Source organism: Streptomyces sp. NBC_01408 (assembly GCF_026340255.1).
Lineage (GTDB): Bacteria > Actinomycetota > Actinomycetes > Streptomycetales > Streptomycetaceae > Streptomyces.
In genome coordinates this window covers 3800393-3826032 of sequence record NZ_JAPEPJ010000001.1, presented here as the reverse complement: position 1 = coordinate 3826032, position 25640 = coordinate 3800393, and the positions used below count along the sequence as shown (strand labels likewise).

Here is a 25640-nt window from a genome sequence, read left to right as displayed (position 1 = left end):
CTCCGGAATGATGTTTCTTCGCTCGCATCTTCGGGACGGGGGTCGTGTGCCCGCATCAGTGCAGCCGTATTTTTTTCTCAGTTATGCGCATACACCGAGGTTCGGGGCCGGGGGGCCCGACCCCGACATGTGGGTGGAGCGCCTCTTCCGCGATCTCTGCAGCCACGTCATGGCGCTGACGGACCTGCCCGCCGGATCCGACGCCGGATTCATGGACCGGGAGATACGCAGCGGCGAGGGCTGGTCGGAACGGCTCGGGGCGGCGCTCGCCACCTGCCGGGTCTTCGTCCCCCTGTTCTCGCCCCGGTACTTCGCCAGTGAGATGTGCGGGAAGGAGTGGTTCGCCTTCGCCCAGCGCCTCATCCAGAAGAGCGCCATCAGCAACGAGCCGGCCGAAGCCATCGTGCCCGCCTTATGGGTGCCGGTTCCGCCGTCCCAGCTGCCCGGGCCCGCCGAGCGCCTCCAGTTCAACCACAACACCTTCGGCGAGCGCTACGTCACCGACGGGCTCTACGGGCTGATCAAACTGCGCGGTTACGCCGAGCAGTACGAGCGGGCCGTGTACGAGCTCGCCAAACGCATCGTCCGGGTCGCCGAGTCCGTCCGCCTGGAATCCACCCGCCCGGTGGACTACCGGGTCGTACCGAGCGCCTTCGGCACGCCCAGCAGCGCCGCCCGCACCCTCCAGGTCACGGTGGCGGCCGCCTCCCGGCACGATCTGCCGGAGGGCCGCAGCCCCGAGTACTACGGGGACAGCGCCCTGGAGTGGAATCCGTACCATCCGGTGTCCCAGCGGCCCATCGCCTCGGTGGCCGAGGACCTGGTCCGGTCGCTCAACTACCGCACGACCATGGCCTCCTTCGACGACGAGGCCGGCCACTTCGACAGCAAGCAGCCGCCGACCCGGCCGGAGATCCTGATCGTCGACCGCTGGGCGGTGGAGGACGAACAGCGCCGCCAGCGCCTGGCGGCCTTCGACCAGGAGTCCCGGCCCTGGATCAACGTGGTCGTGCCGTGGAACCGCTACGACCACCAGAGCCGTGCGAAGGAAGCCGAGCTGGCCCAGCGGCTGGAGGAGACCTTGCCCGTCAAGATGAGCCAGGGCCGGGCCGCCTGCCGGGCCGCGGCCAACGGAGTGGCCAACATGGAGACCCTCGGGCAGATCCTGCCGCAAGTGGTCGAGGCCGCCGCCCAGCAGTTCCTCAGACACGCGCAGGTGTACCTCCCGGCCGGCAACACCCACACCGAACGCCCGCGGCTGCTCGGGCCGATGGGGATGAGCGGGCCGCCCGCACCACCGCCGGCGCCCTTCCCGCCCGACGCCCAGCAGAGATACCCCGAAAGCACCGACAGCCACGACAGCACGGACAGCGACGCCAGCAACGACACCGACCGGGGGGACGCGGATGACAGCCAGTCGTGACAGCCGGGACAGCCGTGACGGACGCATCGTCACCTTCTACTCGTACAAGGGCGGCACGGGCCGCACCATGGCGCTGGCCAACACCGCCTGGATCCTCGCCGCCAACGGCAAGCGGGTCCTCGCCGTGGACTGGGACCTGGAGGCCCCGGGCCTGCACCGCTTCTTCCACCCCTTCCTGGACCCCTCCACGCTGGGGGCCACCACCGGGGTCATCGACCTGATCAGCGAGTACGCCTGGGCGGCGACCAGCCCGGTGCAGCGCGCCGACGACTGGCACAAGGACTACGCGCGGATCCAGCCGCACGCCGTCTCGCTCACCCCGGAGACCCTCGGCTGGGAGTTCCCGGACGGCGGCACCCTCGACTTCGTCTCGGCGGGCCGGCAGAACCGCGAGTACTCGGCGACCGTCTCCACCTTCGACTGGGACAACTTCTACGACCGGCTCGGCGGCGGCCTGTTCTTCGACGCCTTACGCGCGGACATGAAGCTGAACTACGACTACGTCCTGATCGACAGCCGCACCGGTCTGTCCGACATCGCGGACATCTGCACCGTGCACCTCCCCGACGTCCTCGTCGACTGCTTCACCCTCTCCGACCAGTCCATCGACGGCGCCGCCTCCGTCGCCCGGCAGATCGACGAGCGGTTCAACGACCGCGGCATCAAGATCTACCCGGTCCCGATGCGCATCGACGAGGGCGAGAAGGAGAAGGCGGACGCCGGCCGGGCGCTGGCCCGGATCAAGTTCGACCGCTTCCCCAACGGCCTGGTCGGGGACGAGCTCACCTCCTACTGGGGCGCGGTGGAGATCCCGTACCGCCCCTACTACGCCTACGAGGAGACCCTGGCCACCTTCGGGGACGAGGCCGGGCTCACCAACTCCCTGCTGTCCGCCTTCGAGCGGCTCACGACCGTGGTCACCGAGGGCGAGATCACCTCCATGCCGGCCATCGGCGAGGAGGTCCGGCTGCGCATCCGGGACGCCTTCACCCGGCGCCGCCCGGCCCTGCCCGCCGACCTGTTCCTCTCCTACGTCGCCGAGAACCGGATGTGGGCCGACTGGATCGAGTCGGTGCTCACCCGGGCCGGGTTCCGGGTCGTCCCCAAGGACGTCTCCGCGGAGCAGGTACCGGGAACCGCCGCCGGGGACACCCTGGGCGGCGCGGGCATCAGCATCGACACCGCCGCCCGGACCGTGGTGCTGCTCTCCAGCGCCTACCTCAAGTCGGCCCGGGCCGTGGACGTGTGGAACCGGGCGGCCGCCGAGGACCCGACCGGCGGGCGGCGCCAGCTGGTCCCGCTGCGGGTGGGCGACGTACGGCTCGCCACTCCCTACATCGACCGCAATCCGGTGGACCTGTTCCGGCTCGACGAGGTGCACGCCACCACCGCCCTGCTGCGTGCGGTGGAGCGGCCGATGGCCCTGCCCGACAGCGTCAACAGCTCCTCCCAGCCCGGTCCCCGGTTCCCCGGAACCGTCCCGAAGATCTGGAACGCGCCGCCCCGCAACCCCGGGTTCACCGGGCGCAGCATCGTGCTGGAGCGGATGCGCGACCAGCTCGGCGGCGGCATGGCCGTGGTGCTGCCGCAGCCGCAGACGCTGTACGGTCTCGGCGGCGTCGGCAAGACCCAGGTGGCGCTGGAGTACGTGCACCGGTTCATGGCCGACTACGACCTGGTGTGGTGGATCTCCTCGGAGGAAACCGACGACGTGGTCGAGGCCCTCGCAGATCTGGCCGTACGCCTCGGCGCGCAGGCCGGGGACGACATGTCGGCCGCCTCCCAGGAGGCGATCGACCTGCTGCGGCGGGGGGTTCCCTCCTCGCGGTGGCTGCTGGTCTTCGACAACGCCGACGATCCGGAGGCCCTCAAGCGGTTCTTCCCGCCGGGCGGCCCGGGGCACGTGCTGGTGACCTCCCGCAACCAGTCCTGGTCGCAGTACGGTGACGCGCTGCCGGTGGACGTGTTCCTGCGGGAGGAGTCCATCGAGCACCTCCAGCGCCGGGCCCCCGGGCTCAGCAAGGAGGACGCCGAGCAGGTGGCCGAAGCGGTGGGCGACCTGCCGCTGGCCGTCGAGCAGGCGGGCGCCTGGATCGCGGAGACCGCGACCCCGGTCTCGGCGTACCTGGAGCAGCTGGCGCAGCAGGCCGCGCGGGTACTGGCGCTGAACCAGCCGCCCGGCTACCCGCAGCCGGTGGCCGCCACCTGGAACGTGTCCATAGAGCGGCTCCAGTCCCGGTCCCCCGCCGCCGTGCGGCTGTTGCAGCTGTGCGCCTTCTTCGCGCCCGAGCCGATCTCGGCGAACCTCCTGTACAGCAAGGAGATGATCGACGCGCTCAAGCCGTACGACTCCTCCTTGCAGGAGAAACTGGTGCTGGGCCGGGTGATCCGGGAGATCGGCCGCTTCGCACTGGCCAAGGTCGACCAGGTCAGCAACAGCATCCAGGTCCACCGCCTGGTCCAGGCGGTGATCCGGGCCCAGCTGTCGGAGGAGGAGCAGAGCCAGGCCAGGCACGCGGTGCACCGGATCCTGGCGGGTGCCCGGCCGGACGACGACGAGCCGATAGACAACCCGGAGACCTGGCCCCGGTTCAACACGATCTGGCCGCACCTGACCCCGTCCGAGGCCCGGTACTGCAAGGAGCCGGAGACGCGCCGGCTGCTGATCGACCGGGTCCGCTACCTGTGGAAGCGCGGTGACTTCAAGGCCGCGTACGCGCTGGGCGAGGAGCTGCGCGAGGTCTGGAAGGAGACCCTGGGCGACCACGACCTCCAGTACCTGTACCTGCGGTTCCACCTCTCCAACATCCTGCGCTCGCAGGGCCGGTTCGTGGAGGCGATGGAGCTGGACGAGGGCACGCTGGAGCGGCAGCGCAACGCGCTCGGCCCCTCGCACCCGCACACGTACATGACCACGAGTGGTCTGGCGATGGACCTGGGCGCGCTGGGCCGCTACGGCGAGGCGATGGAACTGGCCACGGCCGCGCACGAGGGCTTCGGGCAGATCTTCCACGAGGCGCATCCGCGCACCCTGGCCGCCGCGAACAACCTGGCGCTGAACCTGCGCATGATCGGGCAGTACTCGAGGGCCCGGGAGATCGACCAGGAGGTCTTCGACCGGCGTACGGAGGTGCTGGGCCCGGACCACCCGTACACGCTGTCCTCCGCGCAGAACCTCGCCCGCGACCTGCGCGAGGTGGGCCGGTACGACGATTCGGTGCAGCTGCTGAGCCGGACGTACGAGACCTACAAGCGGCAGCTGGGCCGGGCCTTCCCCGGCACGCTGTCGGCGGCGAAGAACCTGGCGGTGTCGCTGCGGCGGGCCGGCGACCTGGAGGACGCGCTGCGGCTGACGACGGCGACCCGCAACCGCTACCGGGCCAAGTACACCTCGGTCAACCCGGACCTGCTGGCCTGCGAGCTGAACCTGGCGGCGGACCTGTTCGCGACCGGGGACCCGGGGGCGGCGCGGGACCTGGCGCAGGAGGTGGTGGACGAGTACATGAAGGTGCCGGGCGAGCGGCACCCGTACACCCTGGCCGCCCTGAACAACCTGGCGGTCTTCCACTGGGGCACGGGCGCCTCCGACACGGCGGATCCGATGCTGCGGCAGGTGATCCGGCTGATGCGGGACGTGCTGGGCGACAACCACCCGCACACCATCTTCGCCCACCTCAACCTGGCCAACGCCCGGGCCGACCTGGGCGATCCGGAGGGGGCGCTGGAGCTGGAGCGGCTTGCGGTGCGGCGGCTGCGCGAGGCCCTGGGGGCGCACCACCCCGAGACCCTGGCCAGCTCTTCCAACATGGCGGTCAGCCTGGACATGATGGGCCGCAAGGAGGAGGCGGCCCGGGTGCGTTCCGAGACGGTGTCCGAGCTGACGCGCCTGCTGGGCGACGAGCACGGGCTGACCCGCTACGCCCGCGACGAGCGGCGGGTCCACCGCGACCTGGAGCCCCTCGCCGTGTGATCCGACGGCGGGCGGCGAGGACCTCGCGGCTGCGGGGGCCCCGCCGCCCGCCACCCGACAGCAGGGGGGCGCTGTGACCGACAGCATGACCTTTCGCAACGAGGACCTGCCGGCCCTCTTCCACCACACCGACCAGGCGGCGGTCTCCCGGCAGCGGGAGTCCACCCAGGCGACCCGCGCCCAGCTGATGCTGCTGGTCGCCGCCGCCGCGGCGGCGGCCCTGCCCGCGGGGCCGCAGCTGGGCTCGATGCGGCTGTTCGGGCTGCTCAGCGTGCTCGCGTACACGGGGGTACTGGGCGTGGGCGTACGGGCGACCAGGCGCCGGGCCCGCCCGCAGTGGCAGCTCAACCGCAGTGCGGCGGAGTTCATCAAGTCCCTGGCCTGGCGGTACGCCGTCCACGGCGCGCCCTTCGGCAGTGACGCGGACGGCGCGGGCGGCGCGGAGTCGACGTACCGGACGCGGCTGGAGGCGGGGCTGGACGAGCTGCGCAAGATGGGCTGGGAGGATCCGCGGGCCGCCGGGCAGGTGCCGGAGGGCGGGGAGATCACCGGTGCGATGCAGCGGCTGCGCGGGCTGGACTACCAGGTGCGGCGGGAGACGTACGTCCGGGACCGGCTGATCGAGCAGCGCAACTGGTACCGGCGGCGGACGGAGGTCTCCCGGCGGGCGACCACCGTCTGGTCGTGGACGATCGTGCTGCTGACCTGCCTGGCCCTGCTGTTCGCCCTGTTCGGGGCGTTCGGCTCTGGTCCGGGGCCGAAGCTGACGGGCCTGCTCAGCGCGGCGGCGGCGGCCGGAATCGCCTGGAACGAGGTGCGCCGCCACCATCCGCTGATCGAGGCGCACACGCTGATCGAGCAGGACCTGGCGGCGATGATGGTCGTCATGCAGACGACGATCACCGAGTCGCAGTGGCCCTCCGCGGTCTACGAGACGGAGCGCTATGTGTCTCCGCAGCACACGGACTGGCTGGCCCGGCACAGCAGTTGACGGTCGTTCAGGTACGGGGGGTGGCTCGGGCACCCGTGGTTCAGTCCCGGGTCACGCCCTCGCGCCAGATGACGGTGACCGGCTTCCCGAGCGCCCGCGCGTAGGCGACGATCTCGCCGGTGCCGCCGTGCCCGCGGGCGGGCAGTCCGTCCCAGACGGCGACGAGCCGGTCGCAGGAGTCGGCGATGTAGGTGCCGGCGGCGTAGTAGGCCTCGTCCGTGGAGCGCGCGAAGTCCATCCGGACCTCCTGGGCGGCGCGGCGCTTGAGCCCCCGGTAGCGGGCCAGGGATTCGGCGTCCTCGAAGGTGCCCTCGTAGTCCCCGCTGGGGATCACCACGGTGAGGTCGGCGCCGCACTCCAGCGCGATGACGGCGAACAGCTGGTCCGCTCCCTCGGCGAGGCTGGAGAAGGCCTCCAAGGGCCCCTGGTGGCCGTCCAGTACGGCCCGCAGGGCGTCCTCCACATGGCCGAGCACCTCGCCCGGAATGAACCGGTGCCCGGTCACGCCGATGCGCTTCATACGGAAACCTGCCTCCCCCGTGGACACGGTCACCCTGGACATCCTCCCAGAAGGCGGGAGGACGTCCAGGGGTACGGCGGGGGCGCGTGGGTCACGGTCAGTAGACGCTGACCCCGTAGGCGTTGAGGGCCTCCACGACGGGCTGGAAGAAGGTGGTGCCGCCCGAGGAGCAGTTGCCGCTGCCGCCGGAGGTGAGGCCGACCGCGCGGGTGCCGGAGTAGAGCGGGCCGCCGCTGTCGCCGGGCTCGGCGCAGACGTTGGTGCGGATCATGCCGTAGACGACGTCGCCGCCGCCGTAGTTGACGGTGGCGTTGAGGCCGGTGACCCGGCCGCTGTGGGTGCCGGTGGTGGAACCGCGCCGGGTCACGGACATGTTGACCGTGGCGTTGACGGCGCTGGTGATGTCCTGGCCGCCGACGGTGCCGGGCGGGACCGGCGTGTTGCTGGCGTACTTGACCAGGCCGTAGTCGTTGTTCGGGAAGCTGGATCCCACGGTGGAGCCGAGCACGTTGGTGCGGGCGGAGTTGGTCCACCAGGTGCCGGCGCCGTCGGTGCAGTGCCCGGCGGTCAGCGCGTAGTAGTTGCTGCCGCTGCGCACGTTGAAGCCGAGCGAGCAGCGCCAGCTCGACGCGTAGATGGCGTCGCCGCCGGAGGCCAGCTTGGTCAGTTTGCCGGGGGTGCGTTCGATCCGCAGGGCCGAGGCGTTGGTGCCGGCCTCACGCTTGATTCTCGTGATGTCCGCGGCCGAGACCGTGGAGTCGGCGGTGACCACGAGGGTCCCGGTGGCGGGGTCGGTGTGCCAGGCGGTACCCGCGACGTCGGCGCGCAGGACGGACGCCCCGGCCGAGGCGAGCCGGTCGGCGCCGAAGCCCGCGTCGGGTGTGTCCGCGCTCGCCGCGGTGGGGGCGGCGAGTGCCGCGACGGCGGCCAGGCCGGTGGCCGCCGCGAGCAGCCTGGTACGGGTGATGCGCTTGATCCTCACTTCTCGTCCTCCTGGAGAGGGGTATGGGGCCCGGCGGATGTGGGGGTGCCGCAGCCCGTGAGGCGCAGCCGGAGGCACGACCGGCGCATGAGTTTTGGCCGTGCCCCTGACAAGCGCTGTCGGGAGTGTCCTGTCGTCAGATACCGGTCGCAAGGGCGTCTTTCAGCCGTCGCTCGCCCGCCGCCACCTCGAAGGGCAGCGTGTTGCCGGGCGGTGGGAAGGGGCAGATGAAGTGGTCCGCGAAGGCGCAGGGCGGCAGCAGGGCCCGGTTGAAGTCCACGGTGACCGCACCCGAAGAGTCCGGGGTCCCGGGCCGCAGGAAACGGAACCGGTAGCTGGATCGCCCGCCGGTGGAATCGCCGAAGACGGCCCAGAGGCTGCCGTCGTCCTCGTCGACGGCGGCCTGGAGGGTGTGCTCGACGCCCTCGAAGCGGAACCCGAGCTCCCCGCCGAGACCGAGGCCGCGGGCCCGCCCGTCGGCGTTCTCCACCTGGACGGTCCGGTCCTCGCCGTAGGGGCGGAAGTGCCCCGGCAGCGCGAATGCGGGGTCGTAGGGGGTCGCCTCGATGCCGGTGAAGGCCGCCCGGGCCTTGGAGTCGGGGTCGAAGACGCGCACCGCCCACTCGCCTTCTCGCCGGATGACCACGAGCCGCGTCTGCCCGGCGCCGAGCCGGGCGTGCGCGGGCGGGGCCGCGTCGGAGGCGAGTACGGCGTCACCGGTGAAGGGCACGCCGTCGAGGCGGATGCCGTCCTCGGCGGCGGCGGAGAGGGCCACCCCGCCCTCGGTGGCGCGCCAGCGCCCCGGAACGGCCGGAATTCGACCTTCCGGGTAATCGGCGAGCCAGTGGGTGCCGGTCAGCGCGAGGGGGCCGTGAGGGCCGGACACGGTGGCCACCCGGCGCTCGTGCCATTTCCGCCAGGCTGCGGGCGGATCGTCTGCGTCATCGCTCATGCCGCTCAACCCTTCCACACCGGTCCGGACGGGAATCCCGGCGTACGCCGTCCGGACCTGCGGAATCCGAAAGGGCGTCAGCAGTCGCAGCCGCAGTTGCAGTCGCAGCAGCCGCCGTCCCCGCCACCACCACCGCCACCACCGCTGCCACCGGTCGGGGCGGAGTTCGGCTGGCAGCAGTTGCAGCACTCGCAGGCCTCGCACCACGCGTCGCGCTTCTTGCGGGACCAGGGGCCCTCGTAGTCGGTGCAGCAGATCTGGCAGGTGCAGAAGAGGCCTACGGCCACGGCGCAGCCGGCCAGCAGCCCGCGGCGCGGCTTCTGCCCGCCGGGCCCGCCGTGACCGCCGTGCCCGCCCTGGCCTCCGTGCCCGCCTCCGTGACCGCCTCCGCCGGGACCCCACGGGCCGCCCGGGCCCACGGGCGGCGGGCCCGCAGGACCGCCGGGAGCGGGCTGGCCGTACGGGCCCCCGCCGTAGGGGCCGCCCTGGCCGTACGGGGTGCCGTTGCCGTGCGGAGCACCCTGGCCGTACGGGTTGCCCGCGTACGGGTCGTACCCCTGCGGCTGTCCCGCCCCCTGGCCGGCCGCGTCCGTCACGCCGTGCCGGCAGGTGCCGGTCCCGAAGGCCCGGTCCACCGAGGTGCGCAGCTCGTGCACCAGCAGCCGGTGGGCGAGGCCGGCGTCCGCGAACTCCGCCTCGGCCAGCGCCAGCCTGATGCCCTGGAGGGCGTCGTCGCACAGTCTCCTGGCCTCGGTGAGGGAGGTGCCGGTGGCGGTGAGCGGGTTCCAGGCGCCCGCCGCGGCGTCGGCGGCCTGGTCCTCCACGGCGTCCAGCAGGTGCGCGAGGCGGCCGAAGTACCGGCCGGCCTCCGCCAGCGCGGGGCCGTTGCCTGGCCGTCCCGCGAGGACCGAGGTATGCGCGAAGGCGGCGGCCGTCGCCGTCTCCGTCGGCTCGGTGACCACGAGCACGGGCGTGCCGGGGCCGGCCAGCGTCTCGATGCCGCCCTGCCGGTCCACGGCGTCCACGAGCACCGCCGTGTCGAAGCCGAGCGAGGCCCCGGTACGGGCTCCGGCCCGGTCCCAGCCGCGGGCCACCTTGCGGGCCGCCATGGCGATGGGGGCGCGGGCCAACAGCCCGTCCCGGTCGGCGACGTGGTCCCGCACCTTCGCGGAGGCCAGGACGAGCGAGACGGCGGCGGCGAGCCGCGCGCCCTCGCCGTTGGCCACCGGGGCGGTGCGCATCCCGCGCAGTGGACAGGGTCCGGCGGTGCGCCGGGCACCGGGAGCGGGACCCGACTGAGCCTCCGTCAGAACGGAGACGAGCAGCCCGTCGTAGTTGGTGACGATCCTGGCGAACTGGCCGTGGTCACCCCGAAGTGCCAGGCACAACCCGCACAGATGGGCCATCCACTCCGCTTTGAACCGTTCTCCCAGCCGGTGCGTGCAAGGTCTGACTATGCCGAACAAACCGCTTCCCCCGTGCTTCGTGCGCGTGCCTGCCGGGCATCGTACCGACCCCCGCCACTCACCCGTACGCCCCCGTCGGTCACCCGTACGGAGGCGGCGGTCGTATTTTCACTCAGTCAGCAGTGGTAGCCGCCAGGACCCTTGACCGTGCAACGGATGTTCTGCACCAGTACCGTCACGAAACCCCTGCGCGGCGACTATCCACTTGGCGCGTTGTCAGCATCATGGACGACCATAGGGGCAGCGGAGAGAAGAACAGACTGACCGCGTTGAAAGGAGGCGTCCATGGGTTCGGTGCGCAAGGCGAGTGCCTGGCTGGGTCTCGTGGAAGACAGCGACGACGAGCGTTACTACGACGACGACTACGCGGAGGCGGCCCAGGGTTCGGTGGCCGGCCCCGGCGAGCAGTGGGTCACCGACCCGCGGGTCCGGGTGGCCTCCGAGTCCGCCGTGGAACACGGGCGCCGCATCGCCACGGTCACCCCGGACGGCTTCCGTGACGCGCGCGGCATCGGCGAGCTGTTCCGCGAGGGCGTCCCGGTGATCGTGAACCTGTCGTCGATGGACCCGGGCGACGCGAAGCGCGTGGTCGACTTCGCGGCCGGCCTGACCTTCGGGCTGCGCGGCTCGATCGAGCGGGTGGCGACCAGGGTCTTCCTGCTGACCCCGGCCGACACCCAGATCGTGAGCGGCGAGTCCGGCGGCCGCTCGCGCGACTTCTTCAACCAGAGCTAGGCAGGGCTCTCACCGGAAGGCGTCCAGCCCGGTGAGCGCCTTGCCCAGCACCAGTTGGTGCATCTCGACGGTGCCCTCGTAGGTGAGGACCGATTCGAGGTTGGTGGCGTGCCGCATGACGGGGTACTCGAGCGAGATCCCGTTGGCACCCAGGATGGTCCGCGCGGTGCGACAGATCTCGATGGCCTCGCGGACGTTGTTGAGCTTGCCGAAGCTGATCTGCTCCGGCCGCAGGGTGCCCGCGTCCATCCGCCGGCCCAGGTGGTGGGCGAGCAGGATGCCCTTGTGGAGTTCCAGGGCCATGTCAGCGAGTTTGGCCTGGGTGAGCTGGAAGCCGCCGATGGGCCTGCCGAACTGCTCCCGCGTCTTCGCGTAGCCGAGCGCGGACTCGAAACTGGCGCGCGCCGCGCCCATGGAACCCCAGACGATCCCGTACCGCGCGTGGCTGAGGCAGCCGAGCGGCCCCTTCAGCCCGGTGACACCCGGAAGCACCGCGTCCGCAGGCAGCCGTACGTCGTCCATCACCAGCTCGCTCGTCACGGACGCCCGCAGGGACCACTTGTGCTTGATCTCGGGCGCGGAGAATCCGGCGCTGTCGGTGGGCACCGCGAACCCGCGGATCCCCTCGTCGGTCTGCGCCCACACCACGGCGACGGCGGCCACCGAGCCGTTGGTGATCCACATCTTGCGCCCGTTCAGCACCCAGTCGCTGCCGTCGCGCTTGGCGTAGGTCCGCATCGCGGCGGGGTCCGATCCCACATCGGGCTCGGTCAGCCCGAAGCAGCCGATCAGCTCGCCGGCCGCCATGCCGGGCAGCCAGCGCTGCTTCTGCTCCTCGGAGCCGTACTTCCAGATCGCGTACATGGCCAGCGACCCCTGTACGGACACCAGGGAACGGATCCCGGAGTCGGCGGCCTCCAGTTCCAGGCAGGCCAGCCCGTACTGCACGGCGCTGGCCCCGGCGCAGCCGTATCCCTCGAGCGACATCCCGAGCGCCCCGATGGCCCCGAGTTCCCTGGCCAGCTCCCGGATCCCGGGCAGCTCGCCGCTCTCGTACCACTCGGCGATGTGCGGCAGCACCCGGTCGGCGGCCCAGCCGCGGACGGTGTCGCGGATGGCGAGGTCCTCGGGTCCGAGGAGCTCGTCGAGCCCGAGCGGATCGGTGGGTACGAAAGACGACGGCACGAAGGGCCTCCCGGCGGCCTGGGACGGTCGGTGCGACGCCCTGCCGGGGGTACGGGTGTCCGGCGGCCGGGCCCCCGGAGTTGCGGCCCCGGCGGCCGTCGGCGCGACCGGCCCGCCCGGCAGAACGCGGCAGCGCGCGTCACGCGCTGCGCCGCCGACGCTAGACGCCGAATTCCCCACCCGTCCACCCCCGTCTTTCAGCCCCCCAGCCCCGCCGGCGCCTGAGGCGCGGGGTCGAGGGCAGAGCCCCGGCCAATTCCAGCCCCGCCGGCGTTTGAGGCGCGGGGCCAGGGGCGGAGCCCCGAACTCCAGCCCCGCCGGCGCTTGAGGGCGCGGGGTTGGGGCAGAGCCCCGACCTCCAGCCCCGCCGGCGTTTGAGGCGCGGGGCCAGGGGCGGAGCCCCGATCTCCAGCCCCGCCGGCGTTTGAGGCGCGGGGTCCGGGGCGGAGCCCCGATCTTCCAGCCCCGCCGGCGCTTGAGGGCGCGGGGCCAGGGGCGGAGCCCCGATCTCCAGCCCCGCCGGCGTTTGAGGCGCGGGGTCCGGGGCGGAGCCCCGGGGCGGGAGCTGGGTCAGCCGGCGTGTTCCACCCGGGCCGGGTAGGGGTCCCCGGTGGCCTGCGCGGGCAGCGCCACGGCCCGGCGCTCGCCCCCCTGCGCGGGCAGCGCCACGGCCTCGCCCTCACCGCCGGCCGACACCTCGCACTCCATCACCCGCGGCAACTTCAGCGCCATCACGGCCCCCGCCAGCAGCAGCCCCGCGCTCACCACCAGCGTCACGTGCAGCCCGTGCACGAAGGAGTGCCGGGCCGCGGCGTGGAGGGCCTCCCCCGCCGCTCCGCCGAGCTGCGCGGCGATCTGGTAGGCCTCGCCCAAAGAGTTCGTGGCGCCCGCCGAGTCGGCCTCCGAGACCCCTGCGACGTGCGCGAGCCCGGGCGCGTACGCGGCGTTCATCACGCTGCCCAGCAGGACGATGCCCATGCCCGCGCCGAGCTGGTACGAGGTCTCGCCGATCGAGGCGGCAGCGCCCGCGGTGGCCGCGGGGGCCTCGTTCAGCATGGACTCGTACGCGGCGAAGAGCGTGGTCTGGAGCCCGAAGCCGAGCAGGACGAAGCCGACGGTGAGCAGCAGGGGCCGGTCCTGCTGGCCCATGAGCGTCAGCAGGAGCACGGCGAACGCGGTGAGCAGGAAGCCCAGCGAGACCATCGTGCGCGGGCCGACCCGGGTCAGGGTGTAGGACCCGGTGGCGCCGGCGGCCATGGCGGCGAAGGTGAGCGGCAGCAGCCGCAGGCCGGTCTCCAGCGGGCTGAGCTGCAGCACCAGCTGGAGGTACTGGACGGCGATCAGCTCCAGGCCGACCAGCGCCAGCATGGCGAGCACGATGCAGCCGACGGAGGTCGAGAAGGCGGCGCGGGAGAACAGCCGCATGTCGATCAGCGGGTGCGCACGCCGCTTCTGCCGCCGTACGAAGAGGATCAGCAGGGCCGCGCCGATCGCCAGCGGGACCAGCGTCTCGGCGTCGAGGAGCTGCCGTTCGGCGCCCAGCCGCTTGATCCCCAGCACGGCGCCGAGCACGCCGGCGGCGGCCATCAGCGCGCCGGTGACGTCCCACGGCCCGTCGGAGGTGCCCTTGGACTCGGGCAGCAGCCAGCGGCCCATCGGCAGGATCAATGCCATCAGCGGGATGTTGATGAGGAAGACGGAGCCCCACCAGTAGTGCTGGACGAGGAAGCCGCCGAGTACGGGTCCGCTGGCGGCGCCGACGGCGGCGACGGCGGTCCAGATGCCGATGGCGAGGGCGCGCTCGCGCCGGTCGGGGAAGACCTGGCGCAGGATCGACAGGGTGGCGGGCATGATCATCGCGCCGCCGATGCCGAGCAGGGCGCGGGCGGCGATCAGTACCTGGGCGTTGTCGGCGAAGGCGGCGATGGCCGAGGCCACGCCGAAGAGTCCGTAGCCGAGGAGGAGGATCCGGCGGCGGCCGACCCGGTCGCCGAGGGTGCCGAAGAGGATCAGCAGTGCGGCGCAGACCAGCGGGTAGGCGTCGACGATCCACAGGAGCTCGATGGAGCCGGGGCGCAGGTCCTCGGTGACGGAGGGGACCGCGACGTGCAGGATCGTCGCGTCGAGCGCGACGAGGACCAGGCTGACGCACAGGACCGCCAGGACGACCCACCGGTTGGTCCCGCCGGAGGCGGCGGTGATCCGCTGCCAGGGGGAAGGGTTCCTGTCGCCGGTCACGTTCGTCCCCGACATGCATGTACCTCCCAGGTGATCCCTCGCACTCGGCGGACCAGCGTCTTGTGGAGCCACGGGGGTGGTGCGCTGTGCGGCTTCCTACGGGGTCCGGCATCGACACGCGAGTGAGCGATCAGCGTACGCGAGTTCGCCTGCCCGACACGTGGTCAAGCTCTCATCCCGGCGGCGGCCGCCGTGTGGTGTGCGCCACTCGTCCCACCCCTGCCCTCCCCCCGCGTACACGCACGCTCACGGCGCGTGGTTCTCGGACCCGGTGCGGGCCCCGCCATCGATAATCATGCCCGTGAAAGATCTTGGATTGCGCCGGGCCGCACCCGCACTGGCCGTCTTCGCGGCGGTCCGGCTGCTCGGGCTGACCGTGCTCGGCGTCTGGGGGGCGGCGGCGGGCAGCAGCCCGCACACGCTGCTGTCGGCCCGCTGGGACTCGCTCTGGTACGCCCGCATCGCCGCGGAGGGGTACGGGTACGAGGTGGTCCTCCCGAACGGGGACGTCCACTCGAACCTGGCCTTCTTCCCGCTGCTGCCCTGGCTGGAGCGGCTGGTGGCGGCGGTGACCGGGCTGCCGTACGGCTCGGCCGGCCTGGTGGTGTCGGCGGTCGCGGGGCTCGCCGCGGCCTGGGGGGTCTTCGCGGTGGCCGATCTGCTGCACGGCCGCCGGGCGGGGGTGCTGGCGGTCGCCGCGTGGGCGGCGCTGCCCGTCGGGATCGTGCAGTCGATGGCGTACAGCGAGTCGCTGTTCACCGCCCTGGCCGCGTGGGCCCTGTACGGGGTACTGCGCGGCCGGTGGCTGACGGCGGGGCTGCTCGCGGCCGGGGCGGGACTGACCCGGCCGGTCGGGGCCGCGGTGGTCGCCGCGGTGTGGGTGGCCGCGCTGCTCGCCCTGCGCCGGGGGGACCGGTCGTGGCGGATGGCCGCGGGCGCGCTGCTGGCCCCGCTGGGGGCGGCGGCGTACGTGCTGTGGGTCGGCGCCCGGACGGGCGGCGGACTGCTCGGCTACCTGGACGTGCAGGGCGGCTGGGGCAACGGCTTCGACGGGGGCTGGGCCTTCGCCCGCTTCATCGGGGCGAAGCTGGCCTCCTCTGCCTTCGCGGCGGGGGCCGGTCTGCTGCTGGGGGTCGCGCTGGTGCTGTGGCTCTACTGGCTGTGCGTACGGCAACGCCAGCCGGCTGCGCTGCTGGTGTACTGCGGGATCGTCGTGGCCCTCGCGCTGTGCGCGTCCGGCTACTTCGGCTCGAAGCCCCGGCTGCTGCTGCCGGCCTTCCCGCTGCTGCTGCCGGCGGCCGTGGCGATGGCCCGGTGGCGGACCCGGACGGCGGCCCTGGTGCTGGGCGCGGCGGCCCTGGCGTCGGCGCTGTACGGGGCGTTCTGGCTGAACGGCTCGGGGCCTCCGTAGCCGGGGGCACGGACCCGACATAACGGAATAGATCATTCCCCTCCATCTTTCAGCAAAAGAATTGAACGGCGGCAAAAAAGTCACGGTAAGTGTGCGAAACAATTGCCGGGACAGCGGATCAGAAGCGGTCCAACAGGGGCGGAAATACCGGGAATTAAGTCCCGCGTGAGACGAACTCCACATCACATGGTCATCACAAAGCCCGCGATTCGCCCGGGCCGACCAGCAGTGGGCGGTAACGTCGATTGAGTGCGTACCGACCAAATCCTGACCCGTCTGGAGCGGGTGTTCGCCCGGCTGGACCGGGAACCAGAGCGACCGGCTCATCTGCAAACACCGCAGATGAGCCGGCACCGCGTCGTGCTCCTCGGATCGACCCTCGTGTTCTACCTCGCCATCGTGGTGGCCGTACTGACCACGTCCTGGCTCGTCCGGCTGGACTGGCAGATCATGTTCTTCCGGCCGTACGAGCAGTGGCCGCAGCTGCACGCCTTCCTCGACTACCTCGTCGTCCTGGGCCAGCGCGGACCCACCGCCGTCATGGTCGCGGCCTGGCTCGGCTGGCGCTCCTGGCGCCAGCACACCCTCCGCCCGCTGATCACCCTCGGCGTGGCCCTGCTCCTGCTCAACGTCACCGTCGGGGCCGTCAAGCTCGGCCTCGGCCGGCTCGGCCCGCACTACGCCACCGAGATCGGATCCGCCGAACTCTTCGCCGGCGGCGATATATTCCCTTCCGGCCACACCGCCAACGCCGTCGTGACCTGGGGAATCCTGGCCTACCTGGCTTCCACCGTGGTCACCCGGCGGGTGCTGTCCGTGGTGTCCGCGGTCGTCTCCCTGAGCGTCGGCGCCACCACCGTGTACCTCGGCACCCACTGGGTCAGCGACGTCCTGCTCGGCTGGTCCGCGGGTCTGCTGATCCTGCTGGCGCTGCCCTGGTTCGAGCCGCTCATCGCCCGCGCGGAGGCCTACGTCTTCGAGCTGCGCGAGCTGCTGCGCCGCCGGGCCGAGACCGGGCGGATGCCCGCGCCGGTCGCCGTCGCGCTCACCCCGCTGCTCTCCGCGGGCGGCAAGTGGCAGCTCCAGCGCGTCCCCGAGGCCCCCGCAGAGCCTGCCCCCGCGCCCGCCGCGGTGCCCGCCGCGACCGCCCCGGGCGCCGCCCTCACCGCGCACTCCCCGGCTCCCCGGCCCGCCGCACTGCTCTCCGGCCGGCCGCACGTGATCCGGTCCGAGCGGACCCCGGCCACCCCGGCCGGCAGCCGCCGCCCGGCCCACGTCGAGCGGCCCGGCGCCGCCCGGGGGACGGCGGCGGCCGCCCGCCCGGTCACCGGCGGCTGAAACACCCCCGCGGGGCGGTACGCACAGCCTCACCCGCGGCGCGCACGAGGCCCAGGCGGGCCGGGTCACCGACCCGGCCCGCCTTCGCCGTTCCCGCGGCCTCGCCCGTACGGCCGTCAGCGGCGCGCCCGGACGTTCGTCCGTCCCGGGTCACACTTGTGTCACGGGACGTCGACAACTTCCGGCCGCCCGGCCGTGTGCGGTGTATTCAATTCCGGATCCCCGGGAGGGCCGTCTCGAGGGCTCTTTGGAATTTCCCCCGAGAAGGCTCGAATTCCGTCGGAGATTTCCACCAGCCGCCTGGACCAGACCAGATGAATCCCCCTCAGATTCGTTACACGTCCTTCACCCTTACGGGCTCCACCGCCCGCGCCAGGAGATCCCGCGCGGCCCGGATCCGGTCGGTCAGCTCCGGCGGCTCTACGACTTCGAACTCACAGCCGAGCAGCATGACATGAATCACCAGAACGTCCAGGTTCACCGCCCCTGTGCGCAACAGACAGCTCTGCGCGTCCACGGGCTCCAGGGCCCCGTCGCTCGGCCCGATGACCCCCGCCGCCTCCTCGGCCGAAACCTTCAGCCTCAGCACCGCGCGGGCCGCGTACGCGTGCTGCGCCACTCCGCGCGAGACGTAGGCCGCGAGGTCCTCGGCCGGCGGCGGGCGCGGGGTGAAGCGCGGGCCGTGCGGCGGTCTCGGCTCGATCCGGTCGGCGCGGAAGGTCCGCCACGCCTCCCGGTCCAGGTCCCAGGCGACCAGGTACCAGCGCCGCTCGGTGCAGACCAGCCTGTGCGGCTCGACGGCGCGGCGGGTGACCTCGCCCTCGTGGTCCCGGTAGCCGAAGCGCAGCCGCTCGCCGTCGCGGCAGACGGCGGCCAGCTCGGTGAGCACCGACGGATCCACCGCGGACCGCTCCGCCCCGCGCAGCATCGGCACGGTGAACTCGTTCAGCGCGGAGACCCTGCGCCGCAGCCTCGACGGCAGCACCTGCTCCAGCTTGGCCAGGGCCCGTACGGAGGCCTCCCCGATCCCCTCGACCCCGTTCCCGGCGGCGGTCCGCAGCCCGACGGCCACCGCCACGGCCTCGTCGTCGTCCAGCAGCAGGGGCGGCAGCTCGGCCCCCGCCCCCAGCTGGTAGCCGCCGCCGGTACCGGGACTGGCGTGCACCGGGTACCCCAGCCCCCTCAGGCGGTCCACGTCCCGCCGGACCGTACGCGGGGTCACCCCGAGCCGCCCCGCGAGATCGGCCCCGGTCCAGTCGCGGTGGGCCTGCAACAGGGACAGCAGGCGCAGGAGTCGTGCGGAGGTCTCGAGCATGCCAGCAGTGTGCCGGGTGCCTGACCGGCAGCCACCCCGCCGCCGCCGTCTCCGGGGGCCAGCCCCCGCACCCCCGCGCCTCAAACGCCGGCGAGGCTGAATGCGCAGCCCCGCCGAGCAAATCCAGCCCCGCCGGCGTTTGAGGCGCGGGGTCCGGGGCGGAGCCCCGGGAACGGCGCCGCACCCGGACGAGTGAGCCGATCCGCCCTCAGGGAGCCGCGACAGCGACCGGCACGGGAGCCGGAACCGGACTCGGCGCAGGCCCCGGCACCGGCCCCGGCACCGGCGCAGCCGGATCCGCAGGAGCCGGCACCGGAACCGGCATCGGGGCCGCGCCCGGCGGCACCGGCAGGGCCGGATCCACCGGCGGCAAGGACAACAGCAAGCCCACCGCGATCGCCCCCGGCCGTTCCCCGACCACCCCCCGGTTCGCCGCGTACAGCGCCTGCCACCCGCCCTTCACCCGCCGCGTCCGCGCGATCGACACCAGCGTGTCCCCGCCGCGCACCACGTGCATCCGCCCCGCCAGCCCGTACCGCTTCGAGCAGGACGGCCACGCGTCCCACCCCTGCGTGGCGAGCACCTCCTCCGCCACCCGGATCTGCTGCTCCCGGCCCGCGAGGTCGGCCCGCGGCGCGAAGCGCAGACCGCCGTGCTCCTCCCAGGTCGGCTGCCGGAACTGCAGGCCGCCGTACAAGCCGTTCCCCGTGTTGACGGCCCACCGGCCGCTGCTCTCGCAGTCGGCCACGCAGTCCCAGGGCCACTGCCCGCCCGGCCCGCAGTCCCCCGGCCCGGTCCCGATCAGGCCGGGCGAGCCGGGGTGCGCTGCCCCGGCCGGTCCGGGCGCGGGCGGTGGCGGAGCCGCGGCCGCCGCACCGGCGGGGAGTACGAGGGCCAGTACGGCGGCGGCCGCGGCACCGGCGGCCCGCAGGATCCGGAGGCAGGGCATCGCGTCACGCTACGCAGCCCCCGCAGCCCTCCCCGCCCGCCACGCGGCGCGGCCCCCGGCCCCACCCGGTCGGCCGACTGCCGGCCCGCCGCCAAACGGCCATCAGCGGCCACCAACTGCGCACAAGCAGAAAAGAGTTGGCACAAAACAACGCACCGGTCTGACCGTTAACCCTCCCGGGGGCCAGGTTCGATTCCGTTCCCTCCAACGGCGTGACCCCGGCCGCCACTTTCCCGTTGACCCGGCGAGCCGGGAACACCCCGGCCCCCGCACCTATGCCGAGGAGCCACCCCGTGCCGCGCATGCTCGACGTCAGTGATGAGGTACGTGCCGAGATCGGTGACGATGAAGCCGAGAGGCTGCTCGTCGGCGAGGGCGCGCCACGCAGTTACGACTGCACCTCCTGCCGCACCCCGGGCGACCCGGAGAAGGAACCCACCAGCACCGTGCTGTTCGTCGGCGAGGAGACCGCCGTCCTCGCCTTCGCCCATGCCACCTGCATCCCCTCGCAGGTCGTCTCCGTCTCCGAGGAGCAGCTCCAGGGCGCGGTCCGGAGCATCACCGGCGACAGCCCGGCTCCTTCGGTGCCCGCCCCCGGCGAGGGCCCGCAGAACGTGCCCGGCGGCCAGGCCGTCCTCGGCATCACGAGCGGACTGATCCTGATCGACGGCGCGCTGCACCCCGCCCTGGTCGTCGAGCCGACCGCGCCGATCGCCCGCCCCGGCACCACCGGTCCGGGCGACGACTTCCTGCCGCTCCTCATCGAGCAGGGCTTCATCCCGGTCACGAACACCGCCGAACTGCCGTCCCCGCTGCCCGGCTGGTCGGTCCTCCTCGCCGCCGGCCAGCTGCACGCCGTACTCCAGCCGGGCACCGACGGCGGCAAGCCCGTCGCCTGGTGGCAGGCGCACCAGGCGCTGTCGGTCACCGACGGCTGGCGGGCCGCCGTCAACAAGACCCAGCGGGTCCTCATCTATGCCGCGCCCGTCGGCTCCATCGGCCAGCAGCCCCGCGAGGACCTGCTGCGCGACGCGCTCGACAAGGCCGCCGCCGGGGGCAAGCTCGTGGCCGCCTCGATGCCGCTGGCCGGTACGCCGGGCGCCTGACGCCCCTCTTTCTGGGGCTCGTTCACCTCCGGGGCGCCTGTTGCCGGCTCGTGGGGCCGTACGTGCTCGTAAGCGCTCGTGCCTCGCGCTTCCTCCGCGCGTTCGGCCCCACTCCCCGGCGCGCCCCTTTGGATCACTCGCCCTGCCCGAGCTGCCGCCCAGCCTCCCGCCGAGGAGGGCCTGGCGGCGTGCGCCGGGGGTGCGCGGTCCGTCCCGCGCACCCCCGGCGATCTGCGTTTTCGCCCCGGTCACCCCGCATCCGCAGGGCGCCGGTTTCGTTGGCTGATACGTGCATTCATACGACTCCTCCCGCGCCCCGTCCTTTCCGAGCACCGTCCCCCCGATGCGCCCCTCACGGGATCGGGACAGCGCTCCGGCCGCCTCGCACACCCCGATCTACGACACGCTGTACTCGGAGTACCTGCGCGCCTTCCGGGCCCTGCCGGGTGACCGCACGGGCGAGGAGGGCCTCGGCTTCACGGCGTTCTCGTACGGCGGCACGTACGGCGCCGGCGGATTCTCGTACGGCGGCGGGACCGGGAGCGGGTGGAACGGTTCCGCATGGCAGCAGAGCGACAGCTGGCAGCCCTCGTACACCCCGCAGCCGTCGTACTCCTACGCCGGCCAGGGCGGCGACGGCCCCGCATACACGAGCGGGCGGCAGAACCAGACCGGGATGCAGCACATCCCGGCGGCTCTGCCGCCCGCTCCGCGCCGGGGCTACTGACCCCGCGCCGGACTACTTCTTCTTGTGCTGGGCGCCGCGCTTCTCGCGCACCCGCACCGAGATGTGGATCGGAGTGCCCGCGAAGCCGAACTCCTCGCGCAGTCGGCGCTCGATGAAGCGCCGGTAGCCGTGCTCCAGGAAGCCGGAGGCGAAGAGGACGAAGCGCGGCGGCTTGCTGCCCGCCTGGGTGCCGAACAGGATGCGGGGCTGCTTGCCGCCGCGGATCGGGTGCGGGTGCGCGGCGACGACCTCGCCGAGGAACGCGTTCAGGCGGCCGGTGGGGACGCGCGTCTCCCAGCCCTCAAGGGCGGTCTCGATCGCCGGGACCAGCTTCTCCATGTGGCGGCCGGTGAGCGCCGAGACGTTCACCCGGGGCGCCCAGGAGACCTGCTGCATCTCGGTCTCGATCTCACGCTCGAGGTAGTAGCGGCGCTCCTCGTCGAGCTCGTCCCACTTGTTGTAGGCGATCACGATGGCGCGGCCGGCCTCGACGGCCATGGTGATGATGCGCTGGTCCTGGACGCTGATCGTCTCGGTGGTGTCGATCAGGATGACAGCGACCTCCGCCTTCTCGACGGCGGCGGCCGTGCGCAGGGAGGCGTAGTAGTCGGCGCCCTGCTGGAGGTGGACCTTCTTGCGGATGCCCGCGGTGTCCACGAACTTCCAGGTGATGCCGCCGAGCTCGATCAGCTCGTCGACCGGGTCGCGGGTGGTGCCGGCCAGCTCGTTGACGACGACGCGGTCCTCCTTCGCGACCTTGTTGAGCAGCGAGGACTTGCCGACGTTCGGGCGGCCGATCAGCGCGATGCGGCGCGGACCGCCGACGGGGGTGCCGAAGGTCTGCTCGGGGGCCTCGGGGAGGGCCTCCAGGACCGCGTCGAGCATGTCGCCGGTACCGCGGCCGTGCAGCGAGGAGACGGGGTGCGGCTGGCCGAGGCCCAGCGACCACAGGGAGGCCGCGTCGGACTCCCCGCTCTGGCCGTCGACCTTGTTGGCGCACAGGACGACGGGCTTGCCGGCCTTGCGCAGCAGCCGGACGACGGCCTCGTCGGTGTCGGTGGCGCCGACCTTGGCGTCCACGACGAAGACGACCGCGTCGGCGGCCTCGATGGCGTATTCGGCCTGGGCGGCGACGGAGGCGTCGATGCCGAGGACGTCCTGCTCCCAGCCGCCGGTGTCGACGACCTTGAAGCGGCGGCCGGCCCACTCGGCCTCGTACGTGACGCGGTCGCGGGTGACGCCGGGCTTGTCCTCGACGACCGCCTCGCGGCGGCCGATGATCCGGTTCACCAGGGTCGACTTGCCGACGTTGGGCCGGCCGACGACGGCGAGGACGGGCAGCGGGCCGTGGCCCGCCGCCTCGATCGCGCCTTCGACGTCCTCGATGTCGAAGCCCTCTTCCGCGGCGAGCTCCATGAACTCCGCGTACTCGGCATCGCCAAGTGCTCCGTGGTCGTGCTGGTCGTTCATGAAGTCCGTTCCTCGTCGTTCGTGGTGATCGGTGGCACCCGCGCAGCGCGGTTCCACTACTAGGTCAAGTCTCGCTCAGCGCCCGGTGAGGCGCTTGGCGTCGGCCAGGTGGGCGGTCAGCCGGTCCTGGATGCGTACGGTGGCCTGGTCCAGCGCGGTACGGGTACGGCGGCCGGTACCGTCCCCGGCGTCGAAGGCCGAGCCGAAGACGACGTCGACCCGGCTCTTGAGGGCGGGCAGGCCCTTGACGACCCGCCCGGGGGTGTCGCCGCTGCCCAGGACGGCGACGGGCACGATCGGCGCGCCGCTGCGGACCGCGAAGTACGCGAGCCCGGCGCGGAGCGAGGCGAAGTCGCCCTCGCCCCGGGTGCCCTCCGGGAAGATCCCCAGGGCCCCGCCGTTCTCCAGCACACCGAGGGCTCGGCCTATCGCCGTCCGGTCGGCGCCGCCGCGGTCCACCTTGACCTGCCCGATCCCTTCGAGGAAGGGGCCGAGCGGGCCGACGTAGGCTTCCTTCTTGATCAGGAAGTGCAGCGGCCGCGGCGCGGTGCCCATCACCATCGGGCCGTCTATGTTGTGCGAGTGGTTCACGGCGAGGATCACGGGGCCCGCGGCGGGCACCCGCCAGGCTCCCAGTACGCGCGGTTTCCACAACCCGTACATGAGCCCGATGCCGATGCGCCTGCCGACCGCCGCACCCTTGGGGGAGGGCGCTCCGCTCACCTGGAGCGCCGTTCTTCGACCAGGGTCACGACGCATTCGATGACCTGGTCGAGGGTGAGCTCGGTGGTGTCGACCTCGACGGCGTCGCCGGCCTTGGCCAGCGGGGAGGTCTTGCGGCCGGAGTCGGCAGCGTCCCGCTTGATCAGGGCTTCCCTGGTGGCGGCGAGGTCGGAGGCCTCCTTGCCGCGGAGCTCGCCGCTGCGGCGGGCGGCGCGGGCCTCGGCGGACGCCGTCAGGAAGATCTTGAGGTCGGCGTCGGGCAGGACGGTGGTACCGATGTCCCGGCCCTCGACGACGATCCCGTCGGCGGTCTTCGCCGCCTCGGCGGCGATGGAGCGCTGGAGCCCGGTGATGAGGGTGCGCACCTCGGGGACGGCGCTGACGGCGCTGACCTTGGAGGTGACCTCCTGGGTACGGATCGGGCCGGCGGCGTCCAGGCCGTCCACGGTGATCGTGGGGGCGGCCGGGTCGGTGCCCGAGACGATGGCCGGCTTGCCCGCGGCGACCGCGATGGCCTGCGGGTCGTCGGTGTCGACGCCGTTGGTGATCATCCACCAGGTGATGGCCCGGTACTGGGCACCGGTGTCCAGGTAGCGCAGCCCGAGCTTGGCGGCCACGGCCTTGGAGGTGCTGGACTTGCCCGTGCCGGAGGGACCGTCGATGGCGACGATCACGGCGGACGGAGCTGCGGTTTCCACGGTGCGGGCACCTTCCTGGTTGCGCGTACGTGTGCGGGCGCACGAAAACGCCCCTGCTCCAGGTTACCGGGCCCCAGCCACCCCCGGTCCCCGGCATGTGCACCGCCGCTGCGGGGGCTCCGCAGCGGCGGTGGACGATCCAGCCCCGCCGGCGTTCGAGGCGCGGGGTCCGGGGCGGAGCCCCGGCAGCCGGCCCGCAGGGGCTACTGCTGCCGCAGCGCCCAGCCCCGCTCGCGCAGCTCGGCCGTCAGGCCGGCCACGGCACGCGGCTCCACCATCAGCTGGACCAGACCCGCCTGCTGCCCCGTCGCGTGCTCGATCCGCACGTCCTCGATGTTGACCCCGGCCCGCCCGGCGTCGGCGAAGATCCGCGCCAGCTCCCCCGGCTGGTCGGAGATGAGCACGGCCACCGTCTCGTAGACCGTCGGCGCCGCGCCGTGCTTGCCCGGCACCCGCACCCGCCCCGCGTTCCCGCGCCGCAGCACGTCCTCGATCCCGGCGGCGCCACCCCGCCGCTTCTCCTCGTCGGCCGACTGGAGGCCGCGCAGGGCCGCCACGGTCTCCGCCAGGTCCGCGGCGATCCCGCTCAGGACGTCGGCCACCGGCCCCGGGTTCGCCGACAGGATCTCCACCCACATCCGCGGATCGGAGGCCGCGATCCGCGTCACGTCCCGGATGCCCTGCCCGCACAGCCGGACCGCCGTCTCGTCGGCCTCCTCCAGGCGGGCCGCGACCATGCTCGACACCAGCTGGGGGGTGTGCGAGACCAGCGCCACCGCCCGGTCGTGTGCGTCCGCGTCCATCACCACGGGTACGGCCCGGCACAGGGCCACCAGTTCCAGCGCCAGGTTCAGGACCTCGTGGTCGGTGTCCCGGGTCGGGGTGAGCACCCACGGGCGGCCCTCGAAGAGGTCCGCGGTGGCGGCGAGGGGCCCCGACCGCTCCTTGCCGGCCATCGGGTGGGTGCCGATGTACGCCGTCAGGTCCACGCCCAGGGCGGCCAGTTCCCGCCGCGGGCCGCCCTTGACGCTGGCGACGTCCACGTAGGCCCGGGCCACACCGCCTCCGATCACCTCGGCCAGCGTGGCCGCGACGTGGGCGGGCGGTACGGCGACGACCGCCAGGTCGACCTGACCCTCCAGCGGCTCGTCGGAGCCGGCCCCGAGGGCGGCCGCCGTACGGGCCTGCGCCGGGTCGTGGTCGACCAGGTGCACGGTGATCCCGCGGGCGGTCAGGGCGAGCGCCGCCGAGGTGCCGATCAGTCCGGTTCCGATGACGACGGCGGTTCTCACGGGGGCGCTCCAGGGTTGCGTACGGCACGGCGAAAGGGCTTGTCCGGCCAGGGTAGTGGGCACCGCGTACGCCGCGAGGGCCCGGGCTCGCGGCGTACGCGAGGCGAGCCCGGGCCCTGGACGAGTAAGTCCGAAGTGGCGCCTTCGGG

At 72.9% G+C, this 25640-nt stretch carries 20 protein-coding genes; 8 read left to right on the top strand and 12 right to left on the bottom strand.

All coding sequences use genetic code 11. The features are described 5' to 3' along the window. Positions 1–10 precede the first annotated feature (10 nt). The 3 genes from OG447_RS17410 (at position 11) to OG447_RS17400 (ending at position 6384) form a co-directional block, all read left to right on the top strand. The gene (locus OG447_RS17410; RefSeq protein WP_266938919.1) at positions 11–1423 is read left to right on the top strand and encodes a TIR-like protein FxsC; all 1413 of its coding nucleotides are present in this window, start codon (positions 11–13) and stop codon (positions 1421–1423) included. Next, on the top strand, positions 1407–5393 hold the full coding sequence (fxsT, locus tag OG447_RS17405) for an FxSxx-COOH system tetratricopeptide repeat protein (protein WP_266937567.1): 3987 nt from the start codon (positions 1407–1409) through the stop codon (positions 5391–5393). The genes OG447_RS17410 and fxsT overlap by 17 nt, the downstream gene beginning before the upstream one ends. Before the next feature lie 85 nt (positions 5394–5478). Then, complete coding sequence (locus OG447_RS17400) at positions 5479–6384, top strand: DUF4231 domain-containing protein (RefSeq protein ID WP_266938918.1); 906 nt, start codon at positions 5479–5481, stop codon at positions 6382–6384. Positions 6385–6424: 40 nt separating this feature from the next. Here OG447_RS17400 and OG447_RS17395 read toward each other — a convergent pair whose 3' ends face one another. The 4 genes from OG447_RS17395 to OG447_RS17380 form a co-directional block, all read right to left on the bottom strand. After that, complete coding sequence (locus OG447_RS17395) at positions 6425–6904, bottom strand: hypothetical protein (protein ID WP_266938917.1); 480 nt, start codon at positions 6902–6904, stop codon at positions 6425–6427. A gap of 97 nt (positions 6905–7001) precedes the next feature. Continuing rightward, on the bottom strand, positions 7002–7886 hold the full coding sequence (locus OG447_RS17390) for a S1 family peptidase (RefSeq protein WP_266937565.1): 885 nt from the start codon (positions 7884–7886) through the stop codon (positions 7002–7004). A 136-nt stretch (positions 7887–8022) separates the two neighbouring features. Beyond that, a complete protein-coding gene (locus OG447_RS17385; RefSeq protein WP_266937563.1) occupies positions 8023–8838 on the bottom strand; it encodes a DUF1684 domain-containing protein in 816 nt (271 codons plus the stop codon). A 77-nt stretch (positions 8839–8915) separates the two neighbouring features. Next, complete coding sequence (locus OG447_RS17380) at positions 8916–10304, bottom strand: DUF5685 family protein (RefSeq protein ID WP_266937561.1); 1389 nt, start codon at positions 10302–10304, stop codon at positions 8916–8918. Between the two features lie 285 nt (positions 10305–10589). Between OG447_RS17380 and OG447_RS17375 the strand changes: the two genes are divergently transcribed. Continuing rightward, on the top strand, positions 10590–11039 hold the full coding sequence (locus OG447_RS17375) for a cell division protein SepF (RefSeq protein WP_266937559.1): 450 nt from the start codon (positions 10590–10592) through the stop codon (positions 11037–11039). Positions 11040–11048: 9 nt separating this feature from the next. Here the strand turns inward: OG447_RS17375 and OG447_RS17370 are convergent, their stop codons facing one another. Together OG447_RS17370 and OG447_RS17365 are read right to left on the bottom strand one after the other, a co-directional pair. Continuing rightward, positions 11049–12224: an acyl-CoA dehydrogenase family protein gene (locus tag OG447_RS17370; protein WP_266937557.1), complete on the bottom strand. Its 1176-nt coding sequence runs from the start codon at positions 12222–12224 to the stop codon at positions 11049–11051. Positions 12225–12794: 570 nt separating this feature from the next. Beyond that, entirely contained in the window at positions 12795–14477 is a 1683-nt protein-coding gene (locus tag OG447_RS17365; RefSeq protein WP_266937555.1) for an MFS transporter, read from the bottom strand. Between the two features lie 286 nt (positions 14478–14763). Here OG447_RS17365 and OG447_RS17360 point away from each other — a divergent pair, with 286 nt between their 5' ends. Both OG447_RS17360 and OG447_RS17355 read left to right on the top strand, forming a co-directional pair. Then, on the top strand, positions 14764–15873 hold the full coding sequence (locus tag OG447_RS17360; protein ID WP_266937553.1) for a glycosyltransferase family 39 protein: 1110 nt from the start codon (positions 14764–14766) through the stop codon (positions 15871–15873). Positions 15874–16122: 249 nt separating this feature from the next. Then, the gene (locus OG447_RS17355) at positions 16123–17211 is read left to right on the top strand and encodes a phosphatase PAP2 family protein (protein ID WP_266937551.1); all 1089 of its coding nucleotides are present in this window, start codon (positions 16123–16125) and stop codon (positions 17209–17211) included. A gap of 334 nt (positions 17212–17545) precedes the next feature. Here OG447_RS17355 and OG447_RS17350 read toward each other — a convergent pair whose 3' ends face one another. Beyond that, positions 17546–18526, bottom strand: coding sequence for a YafY family protein (locus OG447_RS17350; RefSeq protein WP_266937549.1), 981 nt, complete (start codon positions 18524–18526; stop codon positions 17546–17548). Between the two features lie 208 nt (positions 18527–18734). Beyond that, positions 18735–19475, bottom strand: coding sequence for a transglycosylase family protein (locus OG447_RS32285; RefSeq protein ID WP_323181782.1), 741 nt, complete (start codon positions 19473–19475; stop codon positions 18735–18737). A gap of 293 nt (positions 19476–19768) precedes the next feature. On the opposite strand from OG447_RS32285, the gene OG447_RS17340 reads away from it, so the two are divergent. Continuing rightward, positions 19769–20581, top strand: coding sequence for a hypothetical protein (locus OG447_RS17340; protein ID WP_266937547.1), 813 nt, complete (start codon positions 19769–19771; stop codon positions 20579–20581). Between the two features lie 343 nt (positions 20582–20924). Then, positions 20925–21308 (top strand): hypothetical protein, encoded by a 384-nt coding sequence (locus tag OG447_RS17335; RefSeq protein WP_266937545.1) that lies wholly within the window; start codon positions 20925–20927, stop codon positions 21306–21308. Positions 21309–21320: 12 nt separating this feature from the next. On the opposite strand, the gene der is transcribed toward OG447_RS17335, so the two are convergent. The 4 genes from der to OG447_RS17315 form a co-directional block, all read right to left on the bottom strand. Then, the gene (gene der, locus OG447_RS17330) at positions 21321–22778 is read right to left on the bottom strand and encodes a ribosome biogenesis GTPase Der (RefSeq protein WP_266937543.1); all 1458 of its coding nucleotides are present in this window, start codon (positions 22776–22778) and stop codon (positions 21321–21323) included. A gap of 75 nt (positions 22779–22853) precedes the next feature. After that, positions 22854–23501: a 1-acyl-sn-glycerol-3-phosphate acyltransferase gene (locus OG447_RS17325; RefSeq protein ID WP_266937541.1), complete on the bottom strand. Its 648-nt coding sequence runs from the start codon at positions 23499–23501 to the stop codon at positions 22854–22856. Beyond that, positions 23498–24199, bottom strand: coding sequence for a (d)CMP kinase (cmk, locus tag OG447_RS17320; RefSeq protein WP_266937539.1), 702 nt, complete (start codon positions 24197–24199; stop codon positions 23498–23500). Before cmk ends, OG447_RS17325 begins: the two co-directional genes overlap by 4 nt. A 203-nt stretch (positions 24200–24402) precedes the next feature. Further along, entirely contained in the window at positions 24403–25491 is a 1089-nt protein-coding gene (locus OG447_RS17315) for a prephenate dehydrogenase (RefSeq protein ID WP_266937537.1), read from the bottom strand. Positions 25492–25640: the final 149 nt, after the last annotated feature.